Source organism: Hydrogenophaga sp. PAMC20947 (assembly GCF_004795855.1).
Lineage (GTDB): Bacteria > Pseudomonadota > Gammaproteobacteria > Burkholderiales > Burkholderiaceae_C > Hydrogenophaga.
This window is the reverse complement of sequence record NZ_CP039252.1, coordinates 4,798,638-4,820,669: the sequence shown is the minus strand read 5'-3', so window position 1 is coordinate 4,820,669 and position 22,032 is coordinate 4,798,638. Positions and strand designations below refer to the sequence as shown.

Annotated in this window: 23 protein-coding genes; 6 read left to right on the top strand and 17 right to left on the bottom strand. The window is 60.8% G+C overall.

All coding sequences use genetic code 11. The features are described from left to right. Positions 1 to 8: 8 nt before the first annotated feature. Both E5678_RS22405 and E5678_RS22035 read left to right on the top strand, forming a co-directional pair. Positions 9 to 470, top strand: coding sequence for a ParA family protein (locus tag E5678_RS22405; RefSeq protein WP_168708638.1), 462 nt, complete (start codon positions 9 to 11; stop codon positions 468 to 470). Further along, the gene (locus E5678_RS22035) at positions 361 to 2,082 is read left to right on the top strand and encodes a CYTH and CHAD domain-containing protein (protein ID WP_136180523.1); all 1,722 of its coding nucleotides are present in this window, start codon (positions 361 to 363) and stop codon (positions 2,080 to 2,082) included. The genes E5678_RS22405 and E5678_RS22035 overlap by 110 nt, the downstream gene beginning before the upstream one ends. Positions 2,083 to 2,163: 81 nt before the next feature. Here E5678_RS22035 and E5678_RS22030 read toward each other — a convergent pair whose 3' ends face one another. From E5678_RS22030 to phnG, 12 genes are all read right to left on the bottom strand, one after another. Continuing rightward, the gene (locus E5678_RS22030; RefSeq protein WP_136180522.1) at positions 2,164 to 2,715 is read right to left on the bottom strand and encodes an HD domain-containing protein; all 552 of its coding nucleotides are present in this window, start codon (positions 2,713 to 2,715) and stop codon (positions 2,164 to 2,166) included. A gap of 11 nt (positions 2,716 to 2,726) precedes the next feature. Beyond that, positions 2,727 to 3,524, bottom strand: coding sequence for a phosphonate ABC transporter, permease protein PhnE (gene phnE / locus E5678_RS22025; protein WP_136180521.1), 798 nt, complete (start codon positions 3,522 to 3,524; stop codon positions 2,727 to 2,729). Positions 3,525 to 3,578: 54 nt separating this feature from the next. Next, on the bottom strand, positions 3,579 to 4,523 hold the full coding sequence (gene phnD / locus E5678_RS22020) for a phosphonate ABC transporter substrate-binding protein (protein WP_136180520.1): 945 nt from the start codon (positions 4,521 to 4,523) through the stop codon (positions 3,579 to 3,581). Positions 4,524 to 4,579: 56 nt separating this feature from the next. Continuing rightward, positions 4,580 to 5,443 carry a phosphonate ABC transporter ATP-binding protein gene (gene phnC, locus E5678_RS22015; protein WP_136180519.1) on the bottom strand — a complete coding sequence of 288 codons (864 nt, stop codon included), beginning with the start codon at positions 5,441 to 5,443 and terminating at the stop codon, positions 4,580 to 4,582. Between the two features lie 98 nt (positions 5,444 to 5,541). Beyond that, entirely contained in the window at positions 5,542 to 6,690 is a 1,149-nt protein-coding gene (locus E5678_RS22010; RefSeq protein WP_136180518.1) for an alpha-D-ribose 1-methylphosphonate 5-triphosphate diphosphatase, read from the bottom strand. Next, complete coding sequence (phnL, locus tag E5678_RS22005; RefSeq protein WP_136180517.1) at positions 6,687 to 7,403, bottom strand: phosphonate C-P lyase system protein PhnL; 717 nt, start codon at positions 7,401 to 7,403, stop codon at positions 6,687 to 6,689. Before phnL ends, E5678_RS22010 begins: the two co-directional genes overlap by 4 nt. Beyond that, positions 7,400 to 8,194: a phosphonate C-P lyase system protein PhnK gene (gene phnK / locus E5678_RS22000; protein WP_136180516.1), complete on the bottom strand. Its 795-nt coding sequence runs from the start codon at positions 8,192 to 8,194 to the stop codon at positions 7,400 to 7,402. The genes phnL and phnK overlap by 4 nt, the downstream gene beginning before the upstream one ends. Before the next feature lies 1 nt (position 8,195). Next, positions 8,196 to 8,642 (bottom strand): GNAT family N-acetyltransferase, encoded by a 447-nt coding sequence (locus E5678_RS21995; RefSeq protein ID WP_136180515.1) that lies wholly within the window; start codon positions 8,640 to 8,642, stop codon positions 8,196 to 8,198. Next, positions 8,639 to 9,556, bottom strand: a complete 918-nt coding sequence (locus E5678_RS21990) for an alpha-D-ribose 1-methylphosphonate 5-phosphate C-P-lyase PhnJ (RefSeq protein ID WP_136180514.1) — start codon at positions 9,554 to 9,556, stop codon at positions 8,639 to 8,641. The genes E5678_RS21995 and E5678_RS21990 overlap by 4 nt, the downstream gene beginning before the upstream one ends. Then, on the bottom strand, positions 9,553 to 10,668 hold the full coding sequence (locus E5678_RS21985) for a carbon-phosphorus lyase complex subunit PhnI (RefSeq protein ID WP_136180513.1): 1,116 nt from the start codon (positions 10,666 to 10,668) through the stop codon (positions 9,553 to 9,555). The genes E5678_RS21990 and E5678_RS21985 overlap by 4 nt, the downstream gene beginning before the upstream one ends. Before the next feature lie 3 nt (positions 10,669 to 10,671). Beyond that, positions 10,672 to 11,292 (bottom strand): phosphonate C-P lyase system protein PhnH, encoded by a 621-nt coding sequence (phnH, locus tag E5678_RS21980; protein WP_136180512.1) that lies wholly within the window; start codon positions 11,290 to 11,292, stop codon positions 10,672 to 10,674. Then, the gene (gene phnG / locus E5678_RS21975; RefSeq protein ID WP_136180511.1) at positions 11,289 to 11,798 is read right to left on the bottom strand and encodes a phosphonate C-P lyase system protein PhnG; all 510 of its coding nucleotides are present in this window, start codon (positions 11,796 to 11,798) and stop codon (positions 11,289 to 11,291) included. Before phnG ends, phnH begins: the two co-directional genes overlap by 4 nt. A gap of 74 nt (positions 11,799 to 11,872) precedes the next feature. Between phnG and phnF the strand changes: the two genes are divergently transcribed. Genes phnF through phnN form a run of 3 tightly spaced genes read left to right on the top strand, consistent with a single transcriptional unit; the run spans position 11,873 to position 13,921 of the window. After that, positions 11,873 to 12,628, top strand: a complete 756-nt coding sequence (gene phnF / locus E5678_RS21970; protein WP_136180510.1) for a phosphonate metabolism transcriptional regulator PhnF — start codon at positions 11,873 to 11,875, stop codon at positions 12,626 to 12,628. Continuing rightward, positions 12,618 to 13,334, top strand: coding sequence for a DUF1045 domain-containing protein (locus tag E5678_RS21965; protein ID WP_136180509.1), 717 nt, complete (start codon positions 12,618 to 12,620; stop codon positions 13,332 to 13,334). The genes phnF and E5678_RS21965 overlap by 11 nt, the downstream gene beginning before the upstream one ends. Further along, positions 13,331 to 13,921: a phosphonate metabolism protein/1,5-bisphosphokinase (PRPP-forming) PhnN gene (gene phnN / locus E5678_RS21960; RefSeq protein WP_136180508.1), complete on the top strand. Its 591-nt coding sequence runs from the start codon at positions 13,331 to 13,333 to the stop codon at positions 13,919 to 13,921. Before E5678_RS21965 ends, phnN begins: the two co-directional genes overlap by 4 nt. Positions 13,922 to 14,122: 201 nt before the next feature. Here the strand turns inward: phnN and E5678_RS21955 are convergent, their stop codons facing one another. The 4 genes from E5678_RS21955 to dctP form a co-directional block, all read right to left on the bottom strand. Then, positions 14,123 to 15,406, bottom strand: a complete 1,284-nt coding sequence (locus E5678_RS21955) for a hydroxymethylglutaryl-CoA reductase, degradative (RefSeq protein WP_136180507.1) — start codon at positions 15,404 to 15,406, stop codon at positions 14,123 to 14,125. Positions 15,407 to 15,436: 30 nt separating this feature from the next. Beyond that, positions 15,437 to 16,753: a TRAP transporter large permease subunit gene (locus E5678_RS21950; RefSeq protein WP_136180506.1), complete on the bottom strand. Its 1,317-nt coding sequence runs from the start codon at positions 16,751 to 16,753 to the stop codon at positions 15,437 to 15,439. Then, positions 16,750 to 17,286, bottom strand: a complete 537-nt coding sequence (locus E5678_RS21945) for a TRAP transporter small permease subunit (protein ID WP_136180505.1) — start codon at positions 17,284 to 17,286, stop codon at positions 16,750 to 16,752. Before E5678_RS21945 ends, E5678_RS21950 begins: the two co-directional genes overlap by 4 nt. Before the next feature lie 84 nt (positions 17,287 to 17,370). Then, positions 17,371 to 18,420 carry a TRAP transporter substrate-binding protein DctP gene (gene dctP / locus E5678_RS21940; protein ID WP_136180504.1) on the bottom strand — a complete coding sequence of 350 codons (1,050 nt, stop codon included), beginning with the start codon at positions 18,418 to 18,420 and terminating at the stop codon, positions 17,371 to 17,373. Between the two features lie 210 nt (positions 18,421 to 18,630). Between dctP and E5678_RS21935 the strand changes: the two genes are divergently transcribed. After that, entirely contained in the window at positions 18,631 to 20,028 is a 1,398-nt protein-coding gene (locus tag E5678_RS21935) for a PLP-dependent aminotransferase family protein (RefSeq protein WP_136180503.1), read from the top strand. A gap of 984 nt (positions 20,029 to 21,012) precedes the next feature. On the opposite strand, the gene E5678_RS21930 is transcribed toward E5678_RS21935, so the two are convergent. Further along, the gene (locus E5678_RS21930; protein ID WP_136180502.1) at positions 21,013 to 21,906 is read right to left on the bottom strand and encodes an alpha/beta hydrolase; all 894 of its coding nucleotides are present in this window, start codon (positions 21,904 to 21,906) and stop codon (positions 21,013 to 21,015) included. Positions 21,907 to 22,032: the final 126 nt, after the last annotated feature.

The window sequence follows — 22,032 nt, the reverse complement described above, 5'->3', positions numbered from 1 at the left end:
CGTCCAGCTTGGCAGGCCATAGGTCACCCCGACAAACCGCGGTCGAGCGTCAGCTGCACAAAGGGGTCACCCACGCGATCCTTGACACGCCAGCCGGGTTGACGGGCAAATCGCTGGCGCAAATTGTCAAGGTGTCCTCCCGCATCATCGTGCCGATTCAGGCTTCGCCCTTTGACCTTTGGGCCACCCAGCTGTTTTTGGAACAACTTGAGGCGATCAAAGCCGTCAGCCATGGCAAAGCCGAAGTGGCACTGGTGGGCATGCGGGTGGATCCCCGCACCCTGGCGGCCAATCAACTGCGTGCGTTTCTGCCAGCGCAAGGTTTCGAGACCTTGACGATGATCCGGCCTAGCCAGTTGTATGGTCGGGTGGCTGAAGCCGGAGCGAGCATTTTTGATGTCAGCCCATCCTTGGCAACGCACGAAAGAGAAGACTGGCAACCTTTGCTGCAGTGGGTTGATACTGTGTAGCCAGGCCAAATGGTCAAAGACACGCCAGCCGCTGTCAACTGTCCAGACTGATGCTGTATTTCAAAGGCGAGCCATGTCAAACACTGAGATCGAGCTCAAACTCCTGTTGCCTGGGGCAGATGCATCGGAGATAGAAGGCCGATTGCGCGGTCTTCCCGTCTTGGCACGCCGCAAGTCGCAAAGCCAATGGCTGTGGAACCGCTATTTCGACACGCCAGAGGAAACATTGCGCGAGCAACGCAGCGCGCTTCGCTTGCGTTGTGTGAGCGACGCGCCTTGGAAAAGCGTCATGCCAGGCTTTGTGCCAGATGGTGAATGGATTCAAACGTTCAAGTCTGCGGGGACTTCCCTGGGTGGCTTGAGTGAACGGGGCGAATGGGAAAGCCGCGTGACCATCGGGTCACTCAACGAAACCGCTCTGCGTAAAACGCCATGGAGCCATCTGGATGCCGATGGCCACCTTTTTGCCGCCCTTCGCCCTTGTTTCGAAACCCGCTGCCGCCGCACCACCTGGCAGCTGCAGCGCTACCGCGGCGCCTCGATCGAGGTCGCGTTCGATGTGGGCGAAATAGTCGCCGAGGGGCGGAGCCTTCCGATATTGGAACTTGAGCTCGAACTCAAGAGCGGACCAGAAGAGTCGTTGTTTGCATTGGCGCAAACAATTGCACATTCCATCGCAGTTTTGCCCTGCGATGCCAGCAAGGCAGAGCGCGGCTATCAACTCACGCGAGGCCGCACTCAAGCGCCCAGACGAGCGCAAATGATCCATCTGGACAAACGGGTCAGCCCAATTGAAGCCGCCCAAGCAGCCTTCGCGGAAACGTATGAACACCTCACGCGCAACCTGTCGGGACTGACAGCTTCAGACGATCCAGAACTGGTTCATCAAGCCAGGGTGGGATGGAGACGCTGGCGCAGCGCAAAGTGGCTGTTTTCGCCCTGGCTGCCCCGAATGCCTGAATTTGAGGGATTGAAACCGCTGTTGAATGAACTGGGGCTGCTCCGAGATCTGGATGTGCTGCGATGCGACACCTTGGCATCATGGTTGCCCGCATTCCTTGACGGTGGAAACGAGCGCCTGCGGATCGCCGACAAGGCCATTGCTCGGATCGACCAAGCCCGATCACATCGGCGTGCCCAGCTCAGGTCTCAACTGGCTTCGCCTGTGACAGGTGCTGCGCTTGTCGGTTTGTCGCAAGCGATGTTTGAACTCGCAGGCGTGCAAAGCACGCCTGCGGTCGCTCGAAAGACGAAGGGGAAGAAGGCGAAAACCAGCCAATGGGCACACGACCGCATGACAACTCTGCGGCGACGTCTGGAGCGCTCGCTAAAAGCCAGCGCCGAATTCGGTGCCCCCGTTGAGCTGATCCATCGATCCCGCCTTCAAGCAAAGCGGGCCCGCTATGCAGCAGAAATGCTGGGTGTTGTGCTTCCTCCAGAAACCGGCTCCCAGTTGGCACGGAAAGCAACCGCTGTTCAGACCCGCGTGGGTGCGGACAGAGACTTACGGCAAGCCATCACGCTGCTGCGATCTCTCAACGCAGATGCCAGCCTGATCGCGTTTTTGCAAGGTGTGCTTACCGGTCGGTCCGAAGTTCAGATAACGCACTGACGCAGCCTAAATTGTGCTCAGCAACTTGATCGCGCGATAAGACTACCGATCAACGCCTGGGTGCAGGCTTGAAGACCCTACTCAGAACCACTTGGAGAGGATGGCGGTGTAGCGCGAGAGCGGTGGCAAATCGGTTCGCCCGGGGACTTTCGCCAGATCGTCGTACCGGCGCAGCCGCGTCGACTCCTGCGCAAATGCCAGCAAGGAAAAAGCGCGCGCTTCATGCGCATTGAAGGCCCCACCTTGTTGTTCGAGGCTGTATTTGGAAGCCGGGGATAAGGTGTTCCAATACGGTGGATCCTTGTGGCACAGGTATCGCTTGGCATCGACGTGCAGCCGGATCGGCTCCAGCACCGCCTCCGGAAGGTGCTGCCGCAAAAACGGCAACGCCACATACTGATGCAGGTCATCGGTGTGCGCGTCGTGGTCCCGGGTGCCGGCGCGCTCCGCCGCCAGCAAATGACCCAGATCGTGCAACAGGCAAGCCGCGATCGTCTCTGGCGTTTCCTGGTTGGCCTCGGCCAGCTCGGCGCATTGCAGCGCGTGCTCCAACTGATTCACGGCTTCTGAGCCATATTGGCTCTTGCCACGCATCAGAAAGATGTGTTCGATGTCGTTCAATGAAAGTGACATGTCAAGTTTCTTCAAATCATGAGCTTGCGCACCTGGGCCGACAGCACATCGATCAGGCTGACCGAGGCCACGATGATGATCATCACGGCTGCGGTTTCGGCGTATTGAAAGCTGCGGATAATTTCCCACAGCACCACCCCAATACCCCCTGCACCCACCATGCCCACGACAGAAGCCGATCGCACGTTGGACTCCAGGCGATAGAGCGTGAAAGAGACCCACAGTGGCATCACTTGAGGTATCACGCCGTAAACGATCTCATGCAGCGCCGAAGCACCGGTGGACCGGATCCCTTCGACCGGCTGCGGATCGATGGCCTCCACAGCTTCAGAAAACAGCTTAGCCAGAATGCCCGTGGTGTGAATCCACAAGGCAAGCACGCCGGCAAACGGTCCCAGGCCCACCGCAACCACGAACAACATGGCAAAAACCATTTCGTTGATGGCGCGGAACGCGTCGAGCACGCGGCGCACCGGCTGGTGTACCCACCACGGCGTGATGTTGGACGAAGCCAGCAGGCTCAACGGCACCGCGCTGACCACCGCCAACGCCGTGCCCCAGACGGCGATCTGCAGCGTGATCACCATTTCTTCAACGTAGTAACGCCACTGCGAAAAATTGGGCGGAAAGAACTCGCTGGCGTACTCCGCCATGTTGCCCTTGTCGTGCCAGAGATCCAGCGGACGCATGTCCGCCCCCTGCCAGGACCCCGCGAGAATCAGAAGGATGGCCACCCAGGAGGCATAGGACAAAAGGCTGCGCCTGGGCGAAGCAGCCTGCACCAAGGCGGCCATTTGCGGATGGCTCATGGTCAATTGCGACACAGGCTTGCTCACTTTTCTGGCGCCAGTCAAGACGGAGAGTTACTTCAACGCGGCCAGCTTCTGGTCGAGCTCTGCCAGCTTGGCGGCCTTGTCATTGGCTTCCAGCGTGGTGTCGGCTTCGATCTTGTTGCGCTGGCTGAACAGGGCGAGCTCACGGATGGGCTTGAGCTGGTCGTTGCTCGAAGGCTTGAAGCCGGAGAGCTTGGAAATCTTCATCAACACTTCCTTTTCGTGGGCATCGGTTTTGCCGTAGCCGTAGATGAAGGCCTTGATCTTGGCCTTGGCTTCGGGCGACACGTTCTTGCTCATGACCAGGGGATCCAGAGGGATCAAAGGCGAGGTCCAAACCACGCGGATGTTCTTGAATTTCTCAGGCTGGCGCTCGTGGATCTTTTCCAGGTTTTCGCTGTTGTTGGTGGCCACATCAACCTGCTTGTTGGCCACGGCTAGGGCGTTGGCTTCGTGGTTCGCGCTGCGCACCACTTTGAAGTAAGACTTGGCATCGATCTTGTTGCGGGCGAACACGTAGTAGCCGGGCACCAGAAAGCCAGAAGTGGAGTTCGGGTCACCGTTGCTGAAGCTCAGGTTCTTGCCGTTTTTCAGGATGTCGTCCAGCGACTTGAGCGGGCTGTCGGCGTTGACGATCATGTGCGAGTAGTAGCCTTCGGTGCCGTCGGCGTTGACCATCTGGGCGAAGATTTCGCCGTTGGCGCGGTCCACCGCTTCCATGGCCGACTTGTTGCCGAACCAGGCCACTTGCACTTTGTTGAAGCGCATGCCTTCGATGACACCGGCGTAGTCGGAGGCGAAGAAGGGCTTGATGGTCAGGCCGGTTTGTTTGACCATGTCATCGAACAGCGGTTGCCAGTCGGACTTCAGATTGGTAGAGGCTTCGGTGGAAATCAAACCGAAGTTGATGTCTTCGGCCAAAGCGGCTGTCATCGACAGGCCAAGGGCAACGGCGGCGAGGGTATGTTTAATCATGTTGCGTTCCAGATGGATTGAAAAATAAAGGGGTGAAAGAAATCCCAGCGAGCGGCTCAAGCCGCGCGGGGCAACGGATGCGGCCATGCCACCTCGGGCTTGGCAGCAGGAACGGGGTGCAGGGCAGCGGGCAGCTCCATGCCATGCAACAGCTCATCGGCCTGCATGCCGTAGAGCTCGCGCAGCAGCCGCTGACTCAGCGCTTTGGCCGGGCCGTCGTACACCACCTCGCCGTCGCGCAACGCCACCACACGCGTGCAAAACCGCATGGCCATGTCCACCTGATGCAGCGACACCACCACGGTGCTGCCGTCTTCACGGCAAATGCGGGCCAGGATGTCCATGACGTTTCGGGAAGACTCGGGGTCGAGCGAGGCAATGGGCTCATCAGCCAACACCACTTTGGCGCCCTGAACCAACGTGCGGGCGATGGCCGCACGCTGTTGCTGGCCACCGGACAGTGTGGAAGCGCGCTGGGCGTGGCACTCTGAAATGCCCACACGGGAAAGCGCTTCGAGGGCCAGCGCTTTTTCCTGGCGGCTGAACCAGCGCAGACCACTGCGCCAGAACGGCATACGGTGCAAACGCCCGACCAACACATTGACCAATACCGGCAGGCGGTCCACCAGATTGAACTGCTGGAAAACAAATCCCACTTCCGAACGGATCGCGCGCACGTCCGGTTGGATGAGGCCACTGCGCTGTACGCAGCGGCCATTGATCTCGATACAGGAGCCCGCATCTGCATCGGCCGACATCAGGCCGGCCACATGGCGCAGCAAGGTGGACTTGCCCGATCCCGAGGCGCCAATCAAGGCCACCATCTCGCCCTGTGCAATTTCCAGATTGATATTCCGAAGAGCGTGCTTGCCATTGGCGAAGTGCTTGTTCAGGCTGCGAATGCGAATGGTCATGGTCATTTCCTCAGGAATCTGTCTAGACAACACAGTGTCGCGATGCAATGTGAAAGTTCGTTGACAGAATGGGGAAGATTGCGCGTCAAAGCGAGGTTTATGGGTCAGAGAACGCGTTGGCCTTCGCGCCAGACGCTGCGCACCACCGCCTGCTGCTGGCCGTTGGGCAACTTAACCAAACGCATTTGCACCAGATCGGCACGAAGGCCTGGAGCAATCTCGCCCCTGTCGTTCAGGCCACAGGCTTTTGCCGGGTTACGGCTCACGGTATTCACCGCCGAGGGCATGTCCAGAATGCCGTCGTTTACCAGGCGCACCACGGCGCTCAGCAAGCTGCCCGGCACGTAGTCGGACGACAGAATGTCGAGCAGGCCCATGCGCGCCAGTTCGGCGGCGGCCACGTTGCCCGAGTGCGATCCGCCGCGCACCACGTTGGGCCCGCCCATCACAGTAAACAGCCCGCGCGCACGCGCCGCCTTCGCGGCCACCACGGTGGTGGGAAATTCGCTCACACTGGCGCCTTCACTATGCGCCTGCACCACGTGGGCTTCGGTGGTGTCGTCGTGGCTGGCCAGCGCGATGCTGTGTTCGCGGCAGTGGTCCACAAAGTACTGGCGGTGCGGCTCGGCGTAGCGCGCTTGCAGCTCCGCCGCCCATTCAACCTGGTGCAAAAACTTCTCCAGGCTCCAGCCCTTTTTTCCGGTGTAGTACACGCGAGCCTGCTCGATGTCTTCCCACTGGCGCTGGCCGGGTGTGTGGTCCATGAGCGAAATCAGCGAGAGGCGCTGGTGCCCGTGAAAGGGCTCGAACAAATCGATGGTGTTGGGTGCGGGCAGCTCGCAGCGCACATGCAGGTGGTGATCGGCGCGCAGCAGGCCTTCGCGAGCGCAGGTGTCGATCGTGTCGAGCACGCCGTGCCAAGTGCTGCCGCGCAGGCTGTCGGGGTCGGCGTCGCCAACGCCCAGCGCATCGAACACGGTGGTGATACCTGCGGCAGCCACCTCGGCGTCGTGCGCCAGCAGCGCGGGCATTTCCGCCCATTGCACCTTGGGGCGTGGCATCAGGTGGCGTTCGAAATTGTCGGTATGGATTTCCACCAGGCCCGGTAGCAAAAAGTCGCCTTGCATGTCGTGCCCCACCTCGCCTGAGCCGCTGTCGATCGAGGCGATCAGGCCATCGCGTGTGGCAACGCTGCCATGCACCACCTGGTCGGCGAGCACCACGCGCGCATTGCGGAAAACGGTTGCGGTCATGCGGCGCTCCTGAATTGGGCAACATCTATCCGGCGAGTCGCTACAGCGGCGCCCACCTCGGGGTCGTGAAAGATGCCCATGAGCGCTGCCCCGTGCGCAACGGCCTCGTTGATCAGTTCAATCACGGTATGGGTATTGGCTTTGTCGAGCGACGCTGTGGGTTCGTCGAGCAACAACAGAGGGCGTGGCTTGATCAGGCTGCGAGCGATGTTGATGCGTTGTTGCTCGCCACCCGAAAATGTGGCTGGGGGCAATGACCACAGGCGCTCCGGAATGCGCAGGCGCGTCAGCCAGTGGCGCGCCGCCTCACGGGCCGCTTCCAGCGCATCTGCATCGCGGTGCATCGGTTCCAGCAAGGGCTCGGCCACCACATCGAGTGCCCCCACGCGCGGGATCACGCGCAGGAACTGGCTCACATAGCCCACCGTGTCGCGCCGCATGCGCACGAGCTCACGCGGGTCGGCGTGAGTGATATCCAGGGTGTCGCCGTTGGACTCGCGCACTGCGATGTGGCCCTCGCTGGCGCGGTAGTTCGCATAGACCAGTTTGAGCAAGGTACTTTTACCCATGCCCGATGGACCGTCGAGCACCAGGCATTCGCCCGCGTGCAAGTCGAGGTTGACCCGCTCGAGCACGCGCAATTCGGCGCCGTTTTGGTGGTGCAGCGTGAAGCGCTTGGCCACGCCTTGCATGTGAAGAATGGGATCGTTCATGGTTGCAATACAGAAGACACCAGCAATTGGGTGTAGGGGTGTTGGGGATCGTCGAGTAGCTGATCGGTGAGGCCGGTTTCGACCACACGGCCGCGCTGCATCACCACCATGCGGTGGGCCAGCAAACGCGCCACGGCGAGGTCGTGGGTAACGATGACCACGGCCATGTCCATCTGTTGAGTCAGCTGGCGCAGCAGATCGAGCAGGCGCGCCTGCACCGACACATCGAGCCCCGAGGTCGGTTCGTCCATGAACACCAGCCTGGGCTGGGTCACAAGGTTGCGGGCGATTTGCAGGCGCTGGCGCATGCCGCCGGAGAACGTGCGCGGCGCGTCATCGATGCGGATGGGGTCGATCTCGACCCGGCGCAACCATTCTTCGGCGGTGGTGCGCAGTTGGCCGTAGTGGCGCTGACCCAGGCTCATCAGCCGCTCGCCCACGTTGGCGCCGGCCGACACGTCCATGCGCAGGCCATCGGCCGCGTGCTGGTGCACAAAGCCCCATTCGGTGCGCGCCAGCAAACGCTGCTGGGCCTGGCTCATGGCATGCACATCGCGCATTTCGCCGTCGCGCCCCAGGAATTCGATCTGCCCGCTGTCGGGCCGGGCGCGGGCGGCCAGTGTGTTGAGCAGGGTGCTTTTGCCCGAGCCCGATTCGCCCACGATGGCCACGACTTCGCCGGGCCAGAGTTCGAATGAAGCCTCGTGCAAGGCCACTTGCTGGCCAAAGCGTTTGGAGACGCTGCGCACGCGCAGCAAGGGAGAGGGATGGCTTTTGATCGGTGTGCTCATGTCAGATCTCGACGCTGAAACTCACGCCGTGGTTGCGAAAATCGAGCGAGTGGTAGAAAGCGTGTGCGTTGGCCCGTTTGATGTTGGAAGACAGCGCCAGCTTGTAGCAACCGGCCTCGTGCGCCAGGCGCATGGCGTGTTTCATCATCTGGCGACCGATGCCCTGGCCCTGGTGCTGAGGGCTCACCACCACGTCTTCGACCACCGCCGACGGCGTGCCGCGGTGGGCCAGGTTGGGCATGATCAGCAGCGCATAACTGCCCAGCACCTGCTCTTGCGCACCGCAGGCCACGAACAGGCGGTAGTTGGGATAGCGCGCGAATTCGCCGAACACCTGTTGCGCCGAAGCAAGGTCCATCACCTGGCCATCGTCCATGGCAGGTTGTGCGTACAGGGCCAGTACATCGCCGAGATCGCTCTCGGTGGCCTGCCGGATCTGGGTCGTCATGCGGCTGACCCTAGGTCGAAAATGGCCGATTGGCGGTCCTGCTGTTCCTGGCAGAAGTCGGAGTCGGAGCACACATGCATCCGGCCACCGGCATCGTCGGTGATGACCTCGTCCAGAAACGTGTCTTTTGCGCCGCACAGCGCACAGGCCGCATCCCACTTCTGGATTTCGAACGGATGGTCTTCGAAGCCCAGGCTTTCCACGGGCGTGTAGGGCGGCACAGCATAGATGCGCTTTTCGCGGCCTGCGCCAAAGAGCTGCAAGGCTGGATTCATGTGCATCTTGGGGTTGTCGAATTTGGGAATGGGTGAGGGCGACATCAGGTAACGGTGGTTCACCATCACGGGGTAGTCGTAAGTGGTGGCGATGTGGCCGTAGCGCGCGATGTCTTCATAGAGCTTCACGTGCATCAGGCCGTATTCGGCCAGCGCATGCAGCGTGCGCGTTTCGGTTTCGCGCGGCTCCAGCCGCTGCATGGGCTCGGGCACCGGCACTTGGTACACCAGCACCTGCCCTTCCACCAGCGGCGTTTCCGGAATGCGGTGGCGGGTCTGGATCAGCGTGGCCTCGCGGGTGCGGGTGGTCACCGGCACGTGGGTGGTGCGCTGAAAGAAGCGGCGGATGTTCACCGCATTGACCGTGTCGTCCGAGCCCTGGTCGATCACCTTCAAGGTGTCGTCCGGGCCGATCACGGCGGCGGTGACCTGAATACCGCCGGTGCCCCAGCCGTAAGGCAAAGGCATTTCGCGTGAGCCGAAGGGCACCTGGTAACCGGGAATGGCCACCGCCTTGAGCAGGGCGCGGCGGATCATGCGCTTGGTGCGCTCGTCGAGGTAGGCGTAGTTCACGCCGGTCTCGCTGGCGTCGAAAGGCGTGGCGCTTTCCAGCAGCATGGGATCGATGGGGGCGTTCATGCGGCGTCCTCCGGCATTGAGATCGTTGCGGTGTCGGCCGATGCAGCGGCCTGAGCGCGCATACGGCGCACCAGCTCAAGCTCAGACTGAAAGTCCACGTAATGCGGCAGCTTCAAATGCTGCACAAAGCCCGATGCCTCCAGGCTGTCGCTGTGGGAGAGCACAAACTCCTGCATCTGCGCCGGTGACTCCACCGCTTCGCCCAGCTCGTCGGCGCGCAAGGCACGGTCCACCAAGCTCATGGCCATGGCCTTGCGTTCGCTGTGGCCGAAGGCCAGACCGTAGCCGCGTGTGAACTTCGGCGGCTCGGTTTTGCTGCCCGCAAACTGGTTGACCATTTCGCACTCGGTGATTTCGATGTCACCGATCGAGAGCGGGAAGTCCAGCTCTTCGGGCTGCAGTTCCACGGCCACCTGGCCCAGGCGAATTTCGCCCACGAAAGGATGGCTGTGCGAATAGCCGCGCTGGGTCGAATAGGCGATCGCCAACAGGAAGCCTTCGTCGCCGCGCGCGAGGTTTTGCAAACGCGTGGCGCGCGAGGCGGGAAAACGCAGTGGCTCGCGGGTGAGGTCCACCGGGGCCGGGTCGCCTTCGGGCATGGGGTGGGTTTCGATCAGGCCTTCCTGATTGAGGAGATCCACCACGCGGGGTGCGGGACTTTGAGCGGCGTGGATCGCGGCTTTCTGCTCGGGCGAAATGTTGCCTTGGGCCAGCAGCGTGAAGTCGAGCAAGCGCTGGGTGTAGTCATAGGTGGGGCCGAGAATCTGCCCGCCGGGCAGGTCTTTGAAGGTGGCGGAGATGCGGCGGTCTGGCTGCATCTGGCCGGTCTCCAGTGGCCGCGTATCGCCGAGGCGGGGCAACGTGGCGCGGTAAGCGCGCAGCAGAAAGATGGCCTCGACCAGATCGCCACTCGCCTGCTTGATCGCGAGCGCGGCCAGCTCAGGGTCGTACACCGAACCTTCGGTCATCACCCGGTCCACCGCGAGCTTCATCTGCTCGCAGATTTGCGCCACGCTCAGTTCGGGCAAGGCGGTGTTGCCCCGCCGCTGCCCGGCCAGCAACTGGTAGCTGTTGAGAATGGCGGTTTCCCCGCCTTTGACGGCCACGTACATGGTTCAGGCATCCACAGAAGTTGAGATGCGCGTGGTGCGCGGCAAGCCCGCCACCTGCGTGACGGTGGTCAGAAACACATCAGCGCCGCGCGGAAATGCGGCCTGGTTCTGGGCCCATTGGGCTTCGAATGCATCCGGCAACCCAGCGGCATTCAACGGCTGAACATCGGCGATGCCTGGCCCTTGCAGCTGCCAGGCGCTGGGCCCTGTGTTCGCCAGGCCGCCTGTCTCGATAACGCAGGTGGCGGACTGGTCGGGGTATTCGTCGGTGCCTAGGTTCAGGGTGTGCAGGACGGGCATGGCGTCGCCCGCCGCGACCCACAAGAAGCTCGCCTGTTCGGACGCTGTCACGCACTGGCACCCGGTGTGAAAACGCAACCAGGTGGCGGCGTCGGAATTGGCCAGTGAGGGCGAGAGCCACAGCGCGCAATCGCTGTCGAGCAAGGCCAGCAACAGCAGCGCGGCCGCACTTTGGCCGTAGCGCGGCAACTCGGCCACCGCGGGCATGTCCAGCACGCGCCCTGGATGCGACAGCGCTTGCAGCGCCACCCGAAACACCGCCTGGCTGCCCAGCGCCGCGTCGTGAAAGCCCGGGCGCACCTGTTGCAATTGATCGGCGTTCATTCGGCGACCTCCTCTTCGTCTTGATCGGTTCCGGTTTCGCGCGCCACGGTGAAAAAGTCCACCGTGGTCGAGCGGGCCCGTGTGGCGCGAAGGGCTTTTTGCTCGGCCAGGTGCTGGCGCACGGGGCCCAGCAAAGCCTGTTCGAGCGCGTCGTATTGCCCAGCGTCTTGCAAGAGCGCATCGGCCAGCGCGGCCAGCTGGGCCTGGCGGTGGTTGCGCCCTTTGACATAGGCCACGCCCACCGAAGCGCCGTCGTCTGCGTGGGCCCGCAAGGCACAGCGCGTCACCGTGATCTCGCCCAGGTTAAAGCGCTCGCCTGTGCCGCCCGCGCGGCCTTGCACCATGTAGAGGCCGGTCTCGGGCCGGCGCAGCCATTGCAGCGTTGGCGCGGGCTGATCGGCCAGCACGCTTTCCAGCAAGGCAACGGGTGCCCGCGCCAGCAGCGCCATCCATTCGGGGCGGGGGGTGGACCGGTTGGGGCCGGCATTGTCAAATGAGTGAAACATCTCGGTGGTAGTCTTGGATTTGTGTAGACAACTTGTTGTTGATCACCAGCTTAGGCAACCTCCGTGTCCCTTTCATGACAAAAACCATCACCTCTGCATTTGCCCTGCCCGACCCCGAACAAAGTTTCTGGGCCCGCATCACCAACGAGCTCGCCGACGCCATTGGCCGGGGCACCTACGGCCCTGGCCAACGCCTGCCTTCCGAGCATTTCCTGGCCGAGCAATTCGGCGTCAACCGCCACACCATCCGGCGCTCGCTGGCCAGCCTGGGGCAGCTAGGGCTCGTGCGCTCGACGCAAGGCAGCGGGACCTATGTGGAAGAGTTCGCGGTCGACCTGATGTTGAGCAAGCGCACGCGCCACCGGCAGAGCCTGGCCCAAGTGGGCCTGCCGGGCGGCATGCGCTTGCTGGCCTCGACCGCCATCCGGGCCAAGGCCGATGTGGCCAAAGCGCTGGAGATCAAGACCGGCCTGACCGTGCTGCACCTGCAAGTGCTCGGCGATGGCGGTGGCCAGCCTTTGCATTTCAGTGACCGCTATTTCCCACTGCCCCGTTTTTCGGCTCTGGACGATCACCTGCGCCAGACCGGCTCCATCACCCAGGCTTTTGCGGCGCTGGGTGTGGCCGACTACACGCGGCGTCAGAGCCGCATCAGCGCCCGCATGCCCACGGCAGAAGTGGCGAGTCAATTGCGCCAACCCGCCACCCGACCGGCCCTCTACGTGAGCAGCGTGAATGTCGATGTCGACGGCGTACCCATCGAATACGCCCGCACCTGGTTTGCCGGTGATCGGGTCACCCTCACCGTGGATCACGACCATGGCCAATAGCCCGACCGACAAGCCCCACCGCGTGGCCATTTACGCCGCACCCGATATCGAATCACCCTGGTGGGCCATGGGCAGCGAATGGCTAGGCCGCTGCGCGCTCAGGCACCAAGACCAGCCCCAGCCGGAAATCAAAGGTGTGGACGCGGCCACCCAGCACCACCTCACCGCCGAACCGCGCCGCTATGGCTGGCACGCCACGCTCAAGGCACCCTTTCGTCTGGCCGAAGGCGTGGACCTGGAGCAACTGCGCCATGCGGTTGCGGCCCTGTGCACCACGCAAAAGGCCTTTGATCTGCCCGACTTGCAAGTGGTGCGCATGGGACGGTTTCTCGCCTTGCGCCCGGAGAATCCTTCGCCTGAGTTGGATCGCCTGGCCGCGGAAAGCGTGACCCGATTGCAGTCCCTGGCGGCCCCTTTGACATCCGCAGAAAAGAAGCGCCGCCGCGCCTCCGGGCTCACGCCAGAGCAAGATGCGCTGATGCTCGCCTGGGGCTACCCGTGGGTGTTGGACCAGTTTCGTTTTCATTTTTCGCTGACGGGCGATCTGAATGCCGCGCCTGATGAAACTGTGGATCGCCTGGTGAGCGCGGCTGCCGAGCGCTTCAACCGCCGGCCTCCCTTGCGAATGGACTGCCTGTCCATTTTTGTGGAACCCACCCCCGGCGCCGACTTCGTGCTCTGGAAACAAACCGGATTTCCCACATGAGCCAGTGCCTGATCTACATCATCGGCCCCTCAGGCGCGGGCAAAGACAGCGTGCTCCACACCTTGCGACAAACATGGCCGGGCGCCGCCAAAGCGCACTGGGCGCGCCGCACCATCACGCGCCCGGCGCAACCCGGCGGAGAGCAACATGAAACCGTGGACGTGGCGACGTTTGATCGGCTTCGAGCGCAAGGAGCGTTTGGCCTGCATTGGGAAGCCAACGAGCTGCGCTATGGCGTGCGCGCCAACGAGCTTGCAGCGCTGGATCAAGGGCGCTGCGTGTTCGTCAACGGCTCGCGCGGGCATTTGCCCACATTGCTTACCCAGTGGCCCGAAGCCACCGTGGTGCATATCAGCGCTCCGCCCCACGTGCTCGCCCAGCGCCTGGCAGCACGCGGGCGAGAAAAGCTCCCGGCTATCGCAGCGCGGCTCCAGCGCGAAGTCAGCCTGGCGCTCCCCTCGAACCACATCGCCATTCAAAACGACGGTCCCCTACAGGGGGCGGCAGATACTCTAGCCCAGCGATTGAATTTGCAGTTGCGCATTGAAACCGCAAGCGCGTGGGTGGACACATCACCCATTGATTGAAGATGTAAATCGATACCGATTGGGGAGCACCAGCTCAGCCCTTGCGTGACCAGTCTATCCCGGTACTTGGCTTGAGCGACATCGGCTGAACGACCGGAGTGTGTGGTCAAGCTGCCGCTTGAAACCCTGCAGGGGGAATGACAGGTTGCGGCACTCGCGAGCATTCAGTCGTCAGTTTCGAATGTCTGGAGCCAGCGGACATCAAACTCTTGCTGATCGGAACCGTCTAAGCTCTTCCTCAGCAACATCCAGACGCACTGTCCCGAGCTCAACCAATACGCGGGCTACAAGGTCTATTTCTTCCCCTAAAGCTCCTGCCATCATGGCAATGTTCTGCGAATGTAGCGACATGTGCCCTTTCTGGATACCGGTGGTCGCCAGCGCCTTCATCGCCGAGAAGTTCTGGGCAAGCCCCACCGCAGCTATAACGCGAGCAAGATCCTCTGCCGTTTTCGCATTGAGAACCTTGAGCGCCACTTTGGCACAGGGGTGAAGTTTGGTCGCACCACCCACCAGGCCAACAGCCATGGGGATTTCAATGGAGCCGACCAGGTCTCCTTCAGCCGACACCTCCCATGTCGAGAGGCTGGAATAGCGACCACTGCGAGCGGCATAGGCGTGGGCGCCGGCTTCAACCGCCCGAGTGTCGTTGCCGGTGGCCATCACCACGGCACTGATACCGTTCATGATGCCCTTGTTGTGTGTCGCCGCACGGTAAGGGTCGGCTTCTGCAAAGTGGTAGGCGGCCACCATGGCGTCGCGCACTTCGGCGCCACCGATGTCGGCCAAACGCCAGGTACAGCGAGCACGGGCCAAACGCCGGTCAGCCAGATTGGACAAGATGCGCAGGTTGCTTTTTCCTAGCGTCCATTCGGCAATGTGCGGCGCGATGCGTTCGGCCATGGTGTTGACCGCGTTGGCCCCCATCGCGTCCCGGGTATCGACAATGAGATGGGTGACCACCATGGTGCCACCTCGGGTATCCAACACGCGCACTTCAAGATCGCGAAAGCCGCCGCCGAGCTTGACCAAAATCGGGTCGCAGGCATCGCACATTTCTCGAATAGTTTCTTTGCGCTCGAGGATCTTCAAGCGAGCATGTTGCGGATCAGGAACCTGTGTAAGCTGGATTTGCGCAATCATTTCGGTACCCGACATGGAAGTAACAAAGCCTCCGTTGTCGTAGCACTGGCGCGCCGCGTTGCACACAGCAGCCACCACGGAAGACTCTTCAGTGGCCATGGGAATCAGGCGGTCATGCCCATCAATCTTCATGTTGGTGGCAATGCCCACCGGAATGTTCATGGTGCCGATGAAGTTTTCAATGAGGTGATCGGCCAGCTCTGCAGGCAGATTGCCGGTGTTCTGCAACAAGGCCTTGTCAGCGTCATCCAGTTGCGCAAACTTTGCAACGCTATCGATCCGCTGGGCCACGTTGAATTTGTGGAAACCGCCAATGCGGCTGCTCGGAGCATGGGTGTCCATGGGATGTCCTATGAAATTGAAAGAGTGAACTCAGCGTTCGGCCATCAGGCGCGGCAGGTAGGTGACCAGGTCGGGGAAGGCAGCGCAGATCAGCAAGCCAACAAACTGCAGGATGAAGAAGGGGATCACGCCCTTGTAGACCAGGTCCATGCCGATGTGCTTTGGCAAGGTGCCCTTGATGTAGAACAACGTGTAGCCAAAGGGCGGGCTGATATAGCCCATCTGGATGGTGATCGCGTACAGCACACCGAACCAGAGCTCATCAAATCCCAGCAAACGCACGATGGGCAAGAACACCGGTACGGTGAGGAGAATGATGCCGAGCTCGTCAAGAACTGTGCCGAGAAAGACCAGCAAGAGCATCATGGCGCCGAGAATGAACCAGCGGTTGACTTCCAGACCCTTGATGAATTCAAGCAAAGTGTCCGCGCCACCGAGACCTGTGAATATCGCCACATAAGCCTTCGCACCAAGCGTGATCCACAAGATCATCGACGTGGCCTTCAGGGAATCGACACCACTGGCACGCAACATGCCCAGGTTGAGTCGCCGTTTGAGCAGGGCCGGGATCATGGCGCCGGCCACGCCAACCGCCGCAGACTCCGTGGGTGTGGCCACACCAAAGAAGATCGATCCCAGAATCATCACGATCAACATGGAAGGGAAAGCCAACGCCTTCAGGGCCAGCAGCTTGGCCTTCAGCGGCACGGCCTGCATGTTCGGGTCCAGCGGCACCCATTCGGGCCGCAACCATCCGACCACCACGATGTATCCAATGTAGAGACTGGCCAGGATCAAGCCCGGAATCAACCCAGCGATCAACATCTGCCCAATGGAAATCTGCGCCGTGACCGCGTAAACGATGGTCAGGACCGATGGCGGGATCAGAATGCCCAGCGTACCTGAGGCACAGATGGTGCCGAGAGCCAGTTGGGGCTTGTAACCTCGCTTGAGCATTTCAGGCAGCGCAAGAATCCCCATGGCAGTCACTGCTGCGCCGACCACGCCTGTCATGGCAGCCATGACCACGCAAATGATGACGGTACCGATGGCCAACCCACCTTTGATTCGCCCAAACCAGAGCTCCATGGCCCGGTACAGATCTTCGATCACCCCGGAGCGCTGCAGGATGCAAGCCATCAGGATGAACAGCGGAATGGCCAGCAAAGCCTCCGACTTCATGGTGTCGTAAATCTGAAGCACCAAAACGATAACTGCGTTGGGCTCCCAGAGCGTGACCGTGAAGAGCAGCGAAAGTCCGCCAAGGACGAAGGCGATCGGCAAACCGGTGAGCATGAACACTGTGAGGCTGCCGAACATCAGCAGCAAGATGGCATTGGCGCTCATGGATGGGCAGCCTCAGTGGGATTTTGCTCGGCAGTATCAGGGGCCCTGAACAACACGCGAACGAATTCAACCAAGGCCTGCAGCAACATCAGCGCCAACGCCAACGGGACCATGAGTTTGGCGGGCCAAATCGGCGGGTTCCAGGCAGAAAAGCTGGTTTCCCGGTAAGACCAGGCGCTGAATGCAGAAGGGGCGCTGAAGTACAGCAACACCGCGCAAAAGAATACGATGATCGGGAAATTGATCAAATCCAGACGGCGCTGCCAGGCAAGGCTCAGGCGCTGACGTGCGAGGTCCAGTGCAACATGGCCACGCAAGTGCAAGAGGTAAGGGCCCCCGAGCAAGAAGTAGGGGCCAAAGAGCAACACGGCCAGCTCCATGCCCCAAACGGTGGGCGCATCAAAGAGGTAGCGCATCACCACCTCGTACAACATCACGGGAACCACGATCGCCATCAGCCACACCGTGATCTGAAAGATCCAACGATTGAGCGTGGTAATGGCCGACGTGGAGACAGACAGCCAAGCAGGCATACAGGCTCCAGAGAAGAATCGGTGGTGCAGCCCGCAACTCCAGCGCGCCAGTTCTGGGCGAAGCCGGCGTGCGGGCCTAGAACATCAGGCCAGCAGGCCGAGCTCTTTCATGAAGGCGATCTGGCTGTCCAGGATCTTGGTCGCCAGTGCATCTCCCTTGGTCGCGGTGCGCCAGGCAGCCATGGCTTTGGGGCGTGCGGCGGCAACGTCGGCGGCACTGAAACGAATCACTTCGCATCCCTTGGCTTCGTACTTGGCCAGTACGCTCGCGTCGTTCACCAGAATGTGTTGGCGCAGCGCAGAAGACACCTCGCGAGCAGCCACAGCCAAGGCGGCCTTGAATTCCACTGGCAACTTCTCGAAGGCCCCCTTATTGGCGACGTAGGCTGTGGCGGTGGTGGGCTGATGGAAGCCGGGCACGATCACGTATTTGGCAACCTCGGCCAGACCGGCTTCGAAGTTGGCGGTCAGGTCACCCCTGTCGGCCATGTCGATCACGCCCTTGTCGAGTGCGGAGTACACCTCCCCGGTGGGCAGTGGCGTAACCGAAACGCCCATGGCACCCATCACCGCTGACGCCAACCCCACAAAGCGCCCTTTCTTTCCGGCCAGATCGGCCATCTTCCGAATCGGCACCTTCGAGTGCAGCGGCTCTTGACCGTAAACGGTCGGTGCGATGTAGTGCAGTCCCGCCGGGGCATAGGCCTGGCGAACCAGATCCAGTCCGCCCTTCTCGTAGAACCAGGCTTCGTAGTCGTCGCTCTCCGCAAAACCAAATGGGATGGTGCTGGTGAACGCGAAGGCAGGAATCTTGCCGGCTTCATAGCCGTCAAAGGTTTTCATCATTTCGAAGGCGCCACCACGAACCGCGTCAAAGGCCTGAGCAGCGGGCACGATCTGGCCGGCCGAAAACAGGTTGATTTTGAAACGCCCGCCCGTCAGCTCGGCCACGCGGGCAACGAACTTTTCCTCGAATTTCTGGGGGGTGGTGCCACCGTCCCACAGCGCCTGCATGCGCCAGGTCACGGTGGCACCTTGGGCATGTGCGGCCAGCGGCGCGGCAACGCCTACCGCGGCAGCGGATGCAAGGGCGGATTTGAGGATCTGACGACGTGCCAGTTTTGATTGGGTCATGTTTTGTCTCCGTAGATCTTTTTTCAAACTCGCCAGGCGAGTGGATTCTTTGTTGATCACGTGGCCCCATTCGCTCAATTGCCAAGGGGATCATCGCAACCGGACTCAGTCTATGGACAAAGTGCGCGATCTACAGATACAGTTTGGACACAGTTGAAAAAACTGTGTCCATATTTCAATGGGTACAGTCACCTAACCAAGGCAAGCAACATGGCCACAAGATCCGATGACAGCAAGGTCGAGACGCTAACCGCGAAGCTGCTAAAAGCCATCGAGCAAGACACCCTCCCCGCAGGCACCCGCATGCGCTCGGTGCGCGACGCGGCTCACAAAGAAGGGCTGGGGGTCAATACGGTGGTGGAGGCCTACAACCAACTGGTGGCCAGAGGGTTCCTCGAGTCTCGTCCGGGTTCGGGCTTCTTCGTCCGGAAAATGCCGAGGACATGGACCGCGGCACCCGCCCCCCATGTGACGGCAGCGGTCGATGTCGTTTCGCTGCTGCGGGAACAATTGGAACAACACTATGAAGTTCGAGTGGGTGACGGACGCCCACCGCCCAGCTGGATGGAGGGCTCAGAGTTGGGTCGCCACCTGCGACGTGCCCGGGCAGAAGGGCTCTCGGACATCGAGCACGGCTACGGAACGCCTTGGGGGTACCAACCCCTGCGCGAGACGGTTGTCCGCCTCCTCAGCGAACGCTCCATTCAGGTTCATGCCCGCCAGATTCTGCTCACCCAAGGCGCCAACCACGCACTCGATCTGATCATCCGTCACTTGCTTGAGCCGGGTGACAAGGTGCTTGTGGATGCGCCTGGTTATTACCCACTGTTTGGAAAACTGAAACTGTCCAAGGCTCACATGCTGGGCGTGCCAAGGTTGCCTGATGGCCCAGACCTCGAGGCGTTGCATGCCTTGATGAAACTCCACCGCCCCAAAGTGTTCTTTACGCAATCCTTGGCACACAATCCGACGGGCAGTTCCATCAGCCTCCCGAAAGCTCACAAGCTCCTGCGCCTTGCAGCTGAATATGACTGCCTGGTGGTGGAAGACGATCCATTTGCAGACCTGCTGCCCGCGGCAGCACCTCGCCTGGCAGCCCTGGATCAGCTGGACAGGGTGCTGTATGTGAGCAGCTTCTCCAAGACCCTCTCGGCAGGTCTGCGCGTGGGCTACATCGCAGGAGCGCCCGAACGCATATCCGCGCTTTGCGACCTCAAGATGGTCACTGTTGTATCCACCTCGGATTTTGTCGAACGAGTCGTTCATCAACTCATATCGGCGGGCCAGTACAGGCGGCACATCACCCGCCTGAAAGCTCGCCTCGCTGAGGCGCATGGCCCTGCGGTAAAGGCACTCGAGCGTGCCGGGGTCAAGGTACACCCAAGTGATCCGGGAGGCTACTACTTATGGGTCGATCTTCCGAAGAAATGCGACGAACTTGAACTCGTCAGGCATGCCGCGAGTCAAGGAATATTCCTGGCACCCGGATCCGTTTTCTATCCAGATCGCCAAGGACCTTCTCCTGCGCTGCGTGTGAACGTGGCCTATGCTGGAGACGCAAGGTTTATCAAGTTTCTGCGGTCTGTTTCAAAACCTCGCGACACTTGAACCTCAATGCAACGGCGATGATGCCGCCTGGCGGTGTCCTTTGCGCTCACCATAGAAGAGGGTGGCGGGTTTTCGGTCACCAGCGGTGACCAACACAATGAAGCAGCACACGAAGTTGTCAACCAGATCACCGGCGCACCCGATTTCTGAATGGGTCCGCACGTCAAGCAAAGCGCACGATGTGGCTATCGCCGGGTGCTGGAGCGACTTTTGTGCAGCGCAAGTTGCCACTGAACCTCAATGTGTGCGGCAGCGCTCTGTAGCGTACCCCTTGGGTAGCGCAAGACTCGGTCACCCAGGGCTTCGGAATCTGTGCCCATGGCTGGCGGAGGGACTCGCCAGCGCTCATGGACGAAGAAACAGAACGAGTGGCTATTGCCCGCACCGCGGTCATCATTCGACGGCTCTGCGTCTCGCCTCAGCAGCGCGAGCACACGTAGGTGGGTCGAAATTGGCGCGAGCTGCTGAAAGTGCTGCCCGGGGGAGGTGCTGACAAGCCCCGCCTGTCAGCGCCGATCCGATTTTGACCACCATGGCCAACGAATACGGGCCATGGGCTGGTGGACTTCACCCGCTCCATTTTCGACCCTCACAGGTGTCCATTGAAGCGGGTGCAGTCCATCCGTTGGGTTCAGTGGTTTGCCATTTCACCCGAGTCATGGAAGATCGACTAAATCGAACTTGAAACGACTGAAAATGGGCACGCGTACCCCATATCCGATCCGCAAGAAGCGCTTCTCAAACGACAGGAAAGACTCACAGCATGGGCCGAGCAAAAAATGGTTGAGCCCGCCCAAGCTGGTCGCAATGGGAAGTGGATTGACGTGGCACGCATCCCACTGAACCCCTGCGGACTACGGCCATAGAGGAATGCGAAAGGCTTTGAGCGCTCACCCATGCAAATCTGGGACGCAATTTCACCCCGCGCACCACCCCTCGTCCACACAGAACAATGATGGTTTGGCCTATGCAGGCCCAGCTGACCTACGTATTCCAGGTTTGAATAAACTTCACTGCGGCTGCATTGACGGCTGAGGGATCCGAAGCACTCAGAAAGTGCTGCCCTCCTGGCACCACTTCCAGCTTTGCATCCACCGAATTTGAAAATTTCTTGATCCCAGCTTCGGCATTTGCGACTGAATACACGGCATCGGCGGTTCCATGCATCCACAACACGGGGCACTTGATACCGTCGAGCCGACCGTACAACCCATCGCGGTCTCGGAGATTGATCGCACACATGCGAAGTCGACGCCGGCCTTCATCACCTGCATAGTTTCGCTTGATGGTCGCGCGCCAGAAGTCACGCTGCTCTGGCGTCACGCTATCGCCTAGTCCGGCCTGCAAAACAGCGTCGCAAAAGTCGTCCGTCAGCTGCCAATCGTCGGCTACAGGCAGTGCGAACTCGTCAACCGAAGGCGTCAGAAATTCATATCCGTTCCAGCAGCCGAGCTCTAGGCTCTGCCCACTTTCGTGGTCCATCGAGGTGCCCAACGGCATGATGCCCTTGATTTTTTTCGGGGCAAGCAAAGCCATGCGCGCGCATATCCATCCCCCCTGCGAGGTGCCCAATACAAAGGCCGACGGAATGCCCAGGGCATCCAGTACCTGGAGGTTGGCGGCAGCGGTGTCCCAATACGTGAACTGCTCAACATCGGTACGCGTATCACCGTGGCCATACAACTCAATGGCCAGTAGGTTTGCCGTGGCTGAGAGCGCTGCATCGTTGAATTGAGGCTCGTACAACGCCGATGACGTGATGAATGAGTTCACCATCACCAGTGTCGGCAAAGAAGCATCGTACGGTTTTCCGAACCGATACCCGATGGTGGAGCCACCTAGGTGGGGAATGCGAATGGTCTGAACGTCGCTCTTCATGGTATTTGTCTCCTGCGGTTTTATGAGTTGGACACACTGTCCAGTGTCATTCTTGGTGCGTATCGGGATTCAGCACATTCATCCATTGCTCTATGTATGATCTCAATTTGCTGACTTGATCCCTTC